This window comes from Peribacillus sp. 05N428 (assembly GCF_056397085.1).
This window is the reverse complement of the sequence record NZ_JBFTMS010000036.1, coordinates 31966-43654: the sequence shown is the minus strand read 5'-3', so window position 1 is coordinate 43654 and position 11689 is coordinate 31966. Positions and strand designations below refer to the sequence as shown.

9 protein-coding genes and 1 pseudogene are annotated in these 11689 nt (G+C 34.4%); 9 read left to right on the top strand and 1 reads right to left on the bottom strand.

Annotated elements, in window-relative coordinates; all coding sequences use genetic code 11:
- Positions 1-549: 549 nt before the first annotated feature.
- The 4 genes and pseudogenes from AC1DIV_RS23610 to AC1DIV_RS23595 form a co-directional block, all read left to right on the top strand.
- Positions 550-800: pseudogene (locus AC1DIV_RS23610) on the top strand (helix-turn-helix domain-containing protein); the annotation flags it as partial.
- Positions 801-863: 63 nt separating this feature from the next.
- Positions 864-1826, top strand: a complete 963-nt coding sequence (locus AC1DIV_RS23605; RefSeq protein WP_340876335.1) for a helix-turn-helix transcriptional regulator — start codon at positions 864-866, stop codon at positions 1824-1826.
- Positions 1827-1902: 76 nt separating this feature from the next.
- A complete protein-coding gene (locus AC1DIV_RS23600; RefSeq protein ID WP_323599650.1) occupies positions 1903-2535 on the top strand; it encodes a type 1 glutamine amidotransferase family protein in 633 nt (210 codons plus the stop codon).
- Between the two features lie 127 nt (positions 2536-2662).
- The gene (locus AC1DIV_RS23595) at positions 2663-3934 is read left to right on the top strand and encodes an Ig-like domain-containing protein (RefSeq protein ID WP_340876338.1); all 1272 of its coding nucleotides are present in this window, start codon (positions 2663-2665) and stop codon (positions 3932-3934) included.
- Between the two features lie 339 nt (positions 3935-4273).
- Here AC1DIV_RS23595 and AC1DIV_RS23590 read toward each other — a convergent pair whose 3' ends face one another.
- Entirely contained in the window at positions 4274-4813 is a 540-nt protein-coding gene (locus tag AC1DIV_RS23590; protein WP_340876339.1) for an ECF transporter S component, read from the bottom strand.
- Between the two features lie 209 nt (positions 4814-5022).
- Here AC1DIV_RS23590 and AC1DIV_RS23585 point away from each other — a divergent pair, with 209 nt between their 5' ends.
- The 5 genes from AC1DIV_RS23585 to AC1DIV_RS23565 all read left to right on the top strand — a co-directional run bounded on the left by AC1DIV_RS23585 (position 5023) and on the right by AC1DIV_RS23565 (position 11579).
- On the top strand, positions 5023-5871 hold the full coding sequence (locus AC1DIV_RS23585; protein WP_053346497.1) for a pyridoxamine kinase: 849 nt from the start codon (positions 5023-5025) through the stop codon (positions 5869-5871).
- A 321-nt stretch (positions 5872-6192) separates the two neighbouring features.
- Positions 6193-6777: a hypothetical protein gene (locus tag AC1DIV_RS23580; RefSeq protein ID WP_340876341.1), complete on the top strand. Its 585-nt coding sequence runs from the start codon at positions 6193-6195 to the stop codon at positions 6775-6777.
- Between the two features lie 689 nt (positions 6778-7466).
- Positions 7467-7646 carry a hypothetical protein gene (locus AC1DIV_RS23575; protein WP_340876343.1) on the top strand — a complete coding sequence of 60 codons (180 nt, stop codon included), beginning with the start codon at positions 7467-7469 and terminating at the stop codon, positions 7644-7646.
- 1109 nt (positions 7647-8755) lie between these two features.
- Positions 8756-10729 carry a hypothetical protein gene (locus tag AC1DIV_RS23570; protein ID WP_340876344.1) on the top strand — a complete coding sequence of 658 codons (1974 nt, stop codon included), beginning with the start codon at positions 8756-8758 and terminating at the stop codon, positions 10727-10729.
- A gap of 25 nt (positions 10730-10754) precedes the next feature.
- The gene (locus AC1DIV_RS23565) at positions 10755-11579 is read left to right on the top strand and encodes a hypothetical protein (protein ID WP_340876345.1); all 825 of its coding nucleotides are present in this window, start codon (positions 10755-10757) and stop codon (positions 11577-11579) included.
- Positions 11580-11689 lie beyond the last annotated feature (110 nt).

The following is an 11689-nucleotide window of genomic DNA, read 5'->3' as shown; positions in this document are numbered from 1 at the left end:
GTTGTATTGTTATTTTCCATTATTGTCAAGGGGTTAATGGGTTAGACTCTATTTTGAGTTTAGATTTTCGTAGTAGATGGTGGCGGCGAGGAGCGCCGCCATAGGAGTTTCTTATGGAACTATCGGGGCAGGATAGTTCCATAAGAGTTATAATTTAAAAGGAGAATATTTACTTGATCCGATACTTAATAGGGAGGACTTTTCCTTTGAAGATAACAAATATTTCTTTGGTTACATTTGCTGTAATCATTACAGTTTTAAATCACTTTGTTTCTCCAATTTTCTTCGATGAGGGACCTGATAGTTTAGGGCTGGCTTATCAATACTTTTATTAGCTATTGCACTATTAAATCATCTTAGGGAAAAATAATAATTGTACTAATCGGTTGCTTGATATTATTAAGCTTTTTTCTTGTTGCACTAACAGATGTGTTAACTGAAGATATCGGAGCTGTCTTTATGGCAGCTTTTTCTTCTAACGGGGCAATTTAGTTGAAGATGGAACCACCCATTTTTTAGCAATTCACTTAAATTCGATGGCCAACCGGGATACCGAAGATGGCGGGTGTAAACCAATTAGAACGTGATCTTATCCGTATGCGGCAGCGTGAAGGGATTGAACTGGCTAAGAAAGAAGGAAAGTTTAAAGGTCGGTTAAAGAAGTACCATAAAAATCATGCAGGAATGAATTATGCAGTAAAGCTTTATAATGAGGGAGATATGACTGTAAATCAAATTTGTGAAATTACAAATGGTCTAGGGCCTCATTATATAGAAAGCTATCGGAAAGGAACAGTTAATGAGTTATACCAAAAATCGGAAATATATAATAGAAAATAAATTCCATATAGAGGTGGAATTATATGCCTAAAATTGACAATATGTTAGCAATTCTATGGATGCTTCGTTCAGGTGAAAAAGTTACTGCAAAACAAATTTCAGAAAAGTTAGAGATGAATATAAGGACTGTGTATCGTTATATTGATACAATTTCAACAAGTGGCGTACCTATAATTTCAGAACCAGGACATAACGGTGGATACACTTTATTGAACAATTTTATTGAGGCTCCTCTTTTTTTTGATTTTGAGGAGCAAACTTCACTATTTCACGCTGCTGTTTTTGCAGAAGAAGCCGGATATTATGGAAGTGAAGCACTAAATAGGGCCATTTCAAAACTAAGTAAATACTCAAATCAAGAGCAGGAAACAAAGATAAACCAACATTTAACTAGTCTTGAAGTAATAAGTCGATTAAGTTCAATCTCTATGGAACCTTTTTTGAAGGAGTTGGAGCAGGCCGTAGCTGACGGGTACTCAGTAAAAATTCTTTACCATAAAAGTGGCGAAAAGCAATTAAATTATAGATTGGTCGATCCGTACAGAATTATCTATTGGAATAATAAGTGGTATGTGATTGGATTTTGTCATCTTAGGGATGATATCCGTAGTTTTAGAGTAGATCGAATTGAAAGTCTAATGCTAACCGAAAATAAGTTTAACCGGCCAGAAAATTTTTCAGCACGTGACTTTTTTATGAAAAACCTCCTTCCAACTATAGAAGATAAGGGAGGGAATACTTCTTTAATTATTAATGGGAATACAAGGACGTTGGGAGATATTTGCCAACATTGGTTTTTAGGACATTATTTACAAGAACGGACTTCAAATCAAGCAGTATTTCTTCTTGAAAAGGATATGATACATACATATGTACCTTATTTACTTTTACCGTACGGTAAATCTATTCAAGTTATTGAGCCAATAAGTCTAAAGAAAAGACTTATTGAAGTTCTGTCGGAATTAATAAAATTTCATCAAGTATGATAACTTCCCTGACGTTAGCTGTCAGGGAAGTTATATTATAATTGGCTATATCAATTGTGATTGGGAGTGTTATTGGATGCAAACAAAAAAAGTTTATCTATATGTATTTAACACAATGTCAGACTGGGAATATGGATATTTAATTGCCGAACTAAACACAGGAAGATATTTCAAAAAAGATATAGCACCTTTAAAAGTAGTTACAGTAGGAGCTAATAAAGAAATTATTACTACGATGGGGGGACTGAGCATAAAACCAGATATTCCCCTTGATGAGTGTACTCTTGAGAGTAAAGATCTTTTAGTTTTGCCTGGAGGGAATACTTGGGGAGAAGCTATTCATCAACCAATCATGAAAAAAATTGGCGAAGCTTTAAAGCTTGGCACTATTGTTGCTGCAATTTGTGGTGCAACTGAGGCCCTTGCGAATATGGGATACCTAGATTCTAGAAAGCATACAAGCAATAACTTAGAGTATATTAAAATGGTTTGTCCTAATTATAAAGGAGAAAAATTTTATGAGATGGGACCTGCGGTATCTGGTGAGAATTTGGTTACTGCATCAGGAGTAGCTCCTCTGGAATTTGCGATGGAAGTACTGAAAAAATTAGATGTATTTGCACCAGATACATTACATTCATGGTATAACCTAAATAAGACTCACAAACCTGAATACTTCTTCCAGTTAATGAATTCAATAAATAGATGAGCTAAAAAAATCAACTTAGCAGATTTATATTAGTTTAAATAATTACCATGCTTTAGACAATGTCAAAGCATGGTTTTTGAATATAACTTAAAAATGCTTATGGAGTAATGAAAAAGCCCTCAGTGATTTGTCAAATATTGAAACATTAAATCTAGCTGGTAATCAAATCAATGACGTATCATCTATAAACACATTATCTAAATTACACACTGTGAATCTGACTCAAAACTACATAGTGGAAAATCCACTCAATATTGAAAAGATGATAGCAGATCAAAATTTTTTATCAGATACAGCTAATCAATACCAGGTGTCTGTTCCTGAATCAATCCGTATTGCACTAGGGACCAGTCTAGACGTTCCCTTGTCATGGACTTACGACGGCTTAACGCTAACCGACCTCTCTAAGACTCACTTTAGCCAAGTTAAACCTGTGGTTACAACCTCTGAATCTGGACTTCAGATTGATTCTGCATCCATTCAAAAGGTGTCATTAACAGGTCAAGAAGCTGGAACATACCAAGTAACCATTGAACCAGTTCCAGGATATATAAAAACGGTATCAGTCGAGGTTGGCGATTTACCTGAACCACCAAACTTACAGCCCCTTTCCATTCTGAATACGTCTATTACAGGTACAACCAAACCTGGATATACCGTTCATGCAATGGTTGAGGGGAAATCGTATACGGGGACAGCAGATTCGGAAGGTCATTTTTCGATACCAGTCCCATCCCTATACCAAGGTACTAAAGTAGAAGTAAGGGTTGCTGATGCAAGGGGAGTTGAGAGCGATCCTACGTATATTACAGTTGTTGATGGAGTAGCCCCTAAACTGAATGCTGTTACCGAACGTCTTCAAGCTGTTACTGGCTACGTCATCGATGGGCACAAGACCGTCCGCTTACTCGTAAATGGGGTTCCTCAACGAATTGCAACGGTGGAGGAAGACGGGTATTTCACGATTCCAACTCGTTTCATTAAAGTAACGGATACGATAAGCCGCCCTATACGGAATGCCGATCAGATTACAGTGGATTATGGACTGCGGACCCCAGAACATTTACAAGCTCATATGAAGGTGGGGTGGACCATTACATCTCCAATAAGGGTTAACACCGTTGAATCAAAGGCGGACTATGTCACTGGTACAGCCGAAAAAGGGACACAGACGTTGCGTCTTGTGGTCAATGGAATCCCTCAACGTGTGATTACACCTAAACAGGCTGGGGCTGGAAAAATTGAAAAAGACGGAACATATCGCGTCTATAGTCGTTTTGTTGTCACGAAGTCAGGAGACGTACGCCGTCTTCAAAAGGGAGATGTCGTAACGATCGATGAAGGCGTCCAAATTAATGGACAATACACGTCAAATAAAAATGCGACAACAGTTCAATAATACGAAGAGATGTATGGCCAAGGGGCATACTCTCCTTGGCCATACATGAGTTCATAAATGAGAAAGATCGGAGACCTATATGCACCCGATTTACAGCAAAGTTGGAATCGTATCCCTATTCATGATATTGTTCTTCTCACTTTATACGACTGCTTATGGAGAAACGTGTGAAACGAAAGAAGACATCTATATTCAAATAGATAAAGTCTTGTCGTGGTCATCTAGTTTACCCTCTGCATGCAGAGTACCGATAAAAAGGGAGGCAAACCAAACATAGCCCCCAAATACACCATCCATGTAGTATTTGGGGGCTACTTGACGTTTACCTTTATAGCGAATTTACTTAAAATAAGGAACCTTTTTCAATGCCACACAAACTGGAACGGCAACGATAATTCCTAATATATTTTGAACGAGATCTCCAGGTATCGAAGCTAAAGGTGCAATCCAATTACCGTATAGAATCCCTTCACCCATATAATAAACAGCTATCATAAATGGAATGGAAACGATTGTTGCTATTACATTGAAAGCAATGCTAGTACCGTTGCGACCCTTTGACCAAGCAATTTTACCAACTATATATCCTTGCAAACCACGCGCCACAATGGTGATAGGTGCCCACAATGTCCACCCTCCAACTATATCAAATAACCCCATTCCTATCGCACCAGCAAGAGCTGCTTTTTTAGGACCAAATAAAATAGATGCAATAAAAAGCATAGCTGTTCCTAGATGAACTAACCCTCCATTTGAGGCAATTGGCAGTTTAATATTCAAAAAGAAAGTAGATAGGAACACAAGTGCAATCAACATTGCGGTAATAATTAAATCCATAGTTTTTTGACTTGACCTTGAATAACTTTGTGTATTTTGCATATCTGTAAACCTTCCTAACTAGTATTTTCCTATGATTTTAGCAAAAGACTGGTGTCTATAAAAGTGTCAATTTATTAAAAAACTATGAGGTCAGTTGATAAATAATACAGATATTATACGTATTGAAAAGATAGAGGAGATGACTGTTTTTAGCTGATTTATGATAAGATAAATAAAGTTTAAAGTGGATAGGCCATATGGAGGTTATTATGAAAAAAGTTGCTGTACTACAGGATTTATCATCTTTTGGAAAATGTTCATTAACAGCTGCAATTCCGGTTCTTTCGGTCATGGGCGTGCAGGCATGCCCTTTACCAACTGCCATATTGACTGCGCAAACCGGATATCCAAGTTTTTTTTGTGAAGATTTTACATCCAAAATGAAATACTTCATAGAAGAATGGAGCAAGCTTAATGTAACCTTTGATGGAATCTATACCGGCTTCGTTACTGGTGAAGAGCAAATTAATAATATTTTCCATTTTTTAGATAAATTTTATACAAAAGAAACCATTTTACTTGTTGATCCAGTAATGGGGGATATAGGAGAAGTCTATAAACTTTTTACCGATGAATTACTGGTACTTATGAGAGAACTGGTGAAGCGTGCAGATGTCATTACACCAAATGTTACAGAGTGCTGTTTATTAACCGGATTGTCTTATGAAAAGCTGCATAGCTATTCAAACGAAGAGGACTATATTAAAGCGATAGAAGAAGCAGGGAATATGTTGCAGCAAGAAACGGGAGCTCAGGTTATCATCACTGGAATGAATCCACCGTCAGCAGATTCAGAGAAGCAGTTTATCGGAAATATGTATTTGGACGGAAGTAGAACCTTTTATAGTGCGACGCAGTATAACGGTGAAAGCTATTCAGGTACTGGTGATTTATTTGCATCTGTGATTATGGGAAGCATGATGCGTGGAGAGAACCTAGAAAAATCCGTACAGCTCGCAGTGGCATTCCTGACAGAGGCTATCAATGATTCCTCCTTGGAGCAAATTCCTAAAGTAGAAGGAGTTAACTTCGAAAAATATTTACGAATGTTATTATGAATGCTTTAAAAAATGGAAAAAATAGAGTAACAAAAGCTCGGCTTTTTGACTAACCGAGCTTTTTGTATAAATCAAATAGTACTTATATTTTGCCGAATATTGTAAAAAATCACTTGAATAATAAGGAAACTTTCAATTTACCTCACAACAGCCAGTATTTATGTTCGTTAAAGTTTGAAAATATTTAACTTCCATAGACCTTTACTTCCGGCCTTACCACATTTGAAGATTTTGTTTATGAAAATCAGTAACTCTTAATAAATAGAAATTAAAGTATAATAAACTAAGATTAAATGTAAAGGGGAGTATTTTAAATGGGGAATGAAAGATTTGGATAATATGTTAGGCAATATATTGCAGATTGTTGGTGCGGTATTAACACTTACTTCAGGATTGTTGAAACAAATGGATTTTGAGAAATTGAAAGATATAGTGTCGCTACGCTTCTATTCATTCCATAAAGATAGGGTGGCTAGGAGAAATAAATACTATATAAACATAGGTGTTTCCTTAATCATCATTGGATATATTTGTGCTACAATGGGGTGGAATCTAGAAGAACCAAAGTATTACCTTTGGGCTTTTTATGCTTTAATAACTTATGTTTTTTTCATTATTATATTGAATTATATAATGATAAAAAAACAGGGTCTTGTTTCGAAATTTGCATACACATTTTGGAGTTTTTTTTGGTTTTTTGCAGCAATAGGTAGTGGTGTAAGTTTAACTCAGTGGGATTCTACTCACAAAGCAACTTTTACTGGATCTGAGAATGGTTTGCTATCTTTTCGATTTTTATCCTTCATTGTTACAAGTTGGCTATTATATATAGTTTTAATTTGGTTGATAGATATTTTTTCAAAAATAAGAGCAAAAAGGTTACTTAATAATCAAAAATCATTGTAAGGACTTAACTAAAATGTGTCCATAGAACTATACTAACTCCAAAAGCCTCTAATTTTAGAGGCTTTTTATTTTGAGAAATATTGTTGACTTCATGTAAGTTTTTTATTCCACTTTGTATAAATATCAAAAATGTAGTTGAGTAAAAATAAATTTTTATTCATTAAATTGTATATTTATTACTTGAATACCACCTATAATGTTAATTACGTATTGGACTTGGAGGAAATTACACTTGTAGTGAATAATTTTATACATGGCACTTTAAATACTGAAATTAGTGGGTATTGACCATCATTAGGAAAGGGAATATAGTTACTTTAACAGCAAGATCAAGATTCACAACAGAGTATAATTCAATTGAGGAGACGTAAATGTGAATGAATAAAAGGTTTAATAATATGCATGAAAACACCATTGATAAATGAAATTATAAAGAATGAAGTAAGTTTTTATGTACTTTTAAATAATTATCAATTCGTATTTGCCAAATGAAAAAATACCGCTACAATTAGAACTGTAAGGAAGAAACGACAAAATGACAAGACCATTTTGGTATTGTCTTAGTTTCCTATATTCTTTTTTCAGTATTTTGAATAAGAAAGGCAAGTGGAAAGGGCCATTTCTATAAAAAGAATTATATCAACAAGTTTATAAAAGGTCAACAAATAGTATAGAAAGGAGGTGTGAACATGGTGAAAAAAGAAAATCTAATATTTTGTTATGATGTGGTGCTACATAGAAAAATCAAACGTGAAGGCTATTCGTATCTTACTGCAGCAATTAGCCTATCCGATAGGAAGTTTTGGCTATATCCGAGATGTAGCGAAATTGATAATATCATGAAAGAACATACTCAGGCGTCAAATTAATTAATTATTCAATTAAACAATTAAACAGGAGGATGCGTATAGAAGAAACTGCTCAAAAGAAAAAGTTATACGTGCATGTGCCTACTCACATTGTTAGGAATGAGGATATTTACTTAAGCAATGATGAATTTGCAATGTATACACGACTTTGTTTTTTACATTTTAGAAATCCCAAGGAAAAGGGAAATATATTGAATTTGGATCATCGTAAACTGATGAACTTTTTGAAGATAACCGACACGAGAACTTTTAAAAAGAGGATTAACCACTTACATAGTTTGGATTTAATTAAGAACAAAATTGAGAAAGTCCCCACAAAAGGGCAAATAAATATCGTGGTCAATGAGTCAATCGCAGAAAATAGAACATTTACAAAATTATCAGCTTCAATTTTTACATACTAACGATCAGATTGATACCTATGCATTTAGACAAATTTTCTACTATAAGAGTCGCATCAATAAAAGCCTAGATGGGAACGGACATGATTATTGTTTTTCAGGTTTTGAGTCAATGACTAAGAGGTTTCGTATATCTAGATCAAAAGTGGAAGAGGCGAATAAGCAATTAAAGAAAGCGAAGTTGCTTAAAATAGTCAAACATAAATTGGAACCAACTCATGAATAGACGATGAGCTGCAATATGACCGCTATAATAATCATTATTTTGTGGCTGATATGCTCCACTAAAAACAAGGGTTTTCTCTAAGTACTCTACATGCAGAGGTAGCGTTTAACAATGCAGAAGTAGAAAATTAGAATGCAGAGGTGCGGTACTCCTAGTGCAGCATTGGCAGTACTGTAAGTAGTATACAATTTAATATTAATATACATACAAGATAAAACAATATACAGTATTTCAATTTCGAAAAAATACGCTTCGAAATGTGGAATTACATTATTCATATCATAAGTTTTAAATTTAATTTTTACATAATCAATAAACTTTTCTCAATGTGTTGGGAAGAGGTTCGTTAAATAATATTCATTGGTCAGAGATGGTCAAATTAAACAATTATGCAAAGGGGAGAATGATTTAATGGTAAATAATAAAATTGTTAAGGTAAACAAGCCGGTGTACATTCCAAGTATAGAGGCAGAAACAATCATATGAGTGAACGTGGATTAGAAAATATCACTAAGTATGAATATGTCGGCATGATTCCTTGGTCACTTGAATTACTAAAGTTACGCGCACATAAAAAAAGGTTTATTGAAAATGAAATCTCCAAAAATGGAAAAGTTAAATTTCAAACTGATACAGTAATCAATATCAAATTTAAAAATAAAATGAAAAACGGTAAGCAATTCACATCGGCTGTTAGAGGTTATGAAAACCTAATGTCTCGTCTACTGAACCATTTTAAACATCTGAAGAAGACTATAAGGGATAACAAAAAAGAAATAAAGTTATCTAATAATAAACGGATGATTGATAAATTGGAAAAGTCGATTAGTTATTTGGAAAATAAATCTGATCTTGTCAAAGGGCATTATAAACGTATCAAAGTGGATAGGGATAATGTAATTTATCGTGAAATAAAAGCAGATGATTTGCGGAATCACTTATACATAAACGGAATCAACTTTAAAGGTAGGCATTATAAGTTTTATAAACGCACAGCATCAAAATCTAGACAGTCACAGGGTCTTTGGATTTTGGATGAATTGTATGAGCCAATGAAAGAATGGTCACATATGGGACTAAGTTTAATCGGTAAAATTGATGTAGCGTCTCTTTGTGCCTATGAGAGTCTAGTCTCATCTAGCCTAGAATCCATCATAGAGATTAACCCTAAAAATATTTTTGTTATAGATGATAAGTTTAGTGAATTTGAATATCCAGCCATTGAAGTAGGTAATGATTTAAAAGCTAAATTTAATAAGAAAGCTAAAATTAAAAATAATATTTGGGACGGTCAAGCTCTCATTGATATTTCTTTGATGCAAATGGCTAATCGAGGTAATAAGGGAATGGCTTTACTTCGATCACACTTTTTTAAGTCATGTGCATTTAATTGTAATCTTCAAAAGTATTTAGAGGATATACATAAAGAGATGACAAACCCTGAAAAACAGAACTATGATCCCACAGTTAACCCTAATTATACAAAGTGGAAGCTAACGGACAATTTCGGAAATGTGGTATTCGCCAAGGATATATTACTTTTGACGACACCTAGCTCATTAAAATTCCTTAAATTTGCTGGTAAAGGGTATGAAAAAGAAGCATATGCAAATTGGTGTAATCGTGTTCGTGCAGATAGAAATATTATGGGTATTTGTAAATCGGAGAAGGCCAGTAAACATGGTGACAGGTCATTTACCTCATATCAAATGATTAACACGCTAGATGTGGAAAAACAAGATATCGAGGACTTAGCAGCGTTCGAGGTTGACTTTATTAAAGAGTTACAAGGTAAAAAAGATGCTAGTGGCACTTTTGATGAGAAACCATTCATCAATTACCTGATTAAAAATAAAGAAATAACAAATGCTTATCAAATGTTTTCTGATATCTATAATATTAATCCTGAAGTTGTTCGTACACGAATGTTTAGAGACTATCGTGCCAAACAAATTAGTAACTATCGTACCAAGGTAAAGGGTGGAAAATTACGTTTAGAGGCAGATTATTGCACTGTGTTATCTTGCCCTGAATTAATGCTACACTCTTTGATAAGTGGTAATGGCCATAAGTTAATAAGTGAGTTAAAAGACAATCAAATACATACTCAGCTATATGATTATGAGAAAGAATATACACTCGTCCGTAACCCACATAACAGTCAAAACAACTTCTTTAAGTCAATTAACGTAGATAATGAGTTTTATAATACATATCTAAACTTAACAAATAATATCGTGGTGATTAATAGCATAAAGAGTCCTATTTTAGATCAACTGAACGGAATGGATATGGATAGTGATACGGTGTTGATATTTAATTCAAATGTTTTCAATCGTATGGTAAATAAAACTTTGGAAAATAGAAGTTATCCCATTATCCTGAATACCATTGTATCGGAACCTAATCCTGTTGAGTTGGCCAATAAATATAGCAGAAATCGACCGGAGAACTAGTAAAAGCCAGGGGTGGATAGGTGAAGTGACTAATGCTGCACAGTTTCAAGTTAGTGTACTGTGGGACATACAAAACACAGAACCAGATACACCGGAGAGACAGAGGAAGATTGAAAAGATATTGAAAAATGTAGCCGTCTGTGTAGTGCTATCCAATGTAGCCATCGATTACAGTAAAAAGATTGTAGAGGTTAATGTGGATAAGGCATTACGAAATATTAGATCTTGTAAAGAGGCTAAGGTAAGTGCATTGAATAAAAAGGGTAAGAGCAAATTAGTTACTCGAAATAAGCCGATGTTTTGGAAGTATGTCTCCACTGCAGATGTTGAAATGACTGAATATTATTGTCCAATGGATTTACTTATTAACCATATTAATAATGACATTGAAAAAGGGGGTTATCGTAAAAATTTACCTTTTGGTGATTTACTACTCGATCTAAGTAGCGAGGAGTTAGGCGGGAAAGCAGACGATAAGCAAATAGGGGATATTATTGAATTACTAAAGGAGTTTACCAAGGGTATTAACAAAATAAAATCATCAGGAGATGACAAGGAAGGGAAGAAATGTAAGGAGAGGCAGACATTAATAGAAGATTCTTATAATGAACTTGATGCCAAGATAGCTAAAAAATCCATCAGGAAAGCAACTATGTATAAAATTTTAAAGATGATTGCTGATCAGTACGATGGAACAAAATTAAAGAAAACAAATGACTTGTCAGGTATTGTCGTCCACTTATTGAATACCTTATATCGTAATCACAGAACGACATTTCTTAATCTATTAAAAAGTGTTGATTATCCCAAAAATAACTCATTGAAAAGCCTTCAAACCCTTGCTGGGTAAGGCTTTTTCTTTTCTTAATTTGATTCCCTAATGGGAGAGGATGGCGAAACACAAGAGTACTCATTATGTGGCCGAACGACAAAGTATCTTAAAGTCGAAGTAGATAGTCA

Bases quoted from the DNA above. Each gene is read 5' to 3' on its own strand.
- AC1DIV_RS23600 (WP_323599650.1), top strand. From the start codon at position 1,903: ATGCAAACAAAAAAAGTTTATCTATATGTATTTAACACAATGTCAGAC.
- AC1DIV_RS23590 (WP_340876339.1), bottom strand. From the start codon at position 4,813: ATGCAAAATACACAAAGTTATTCAAGGTCAAGTCAAAAAACTATGGAT.
- AC1DIV_RS23605 (WP_340876335.1), top strand. From the start codon at position 864: ATGCCTAAAATTGACAATATGTTAGCAATTCTATGGATGCTTCGTTCA.
- AC1DIV_RS23575 (WP_340876343.1), top strand. From the start codon at position 7,467: ATGGTGAAAAAAGAAAATCTAATATTTTGTTATGATGTGGTGCTACAT.
- AC1DIV_RS23580 (WP_340876341.1), top strand. From the start codon at position 6,193: ATGAAAGATTTGGATAATATGTTAGGCAATATATTGCAGATTGTTGGT.
- AC1DIV_RS23585 (WP_053346497.1), top strand. From the start codon at position 5,023: ATGAAAAAAGTTGCTGTACTACAGGATTTATCATCTTTTGGAAAATGT.
- AC1DIV_RS23570 (WP_340876344.1), top strand. From the start codon at position 8,756: ATGAGTGAACGTGGATTAGAAAATATCACTAAGTATGAATATGTCGGC.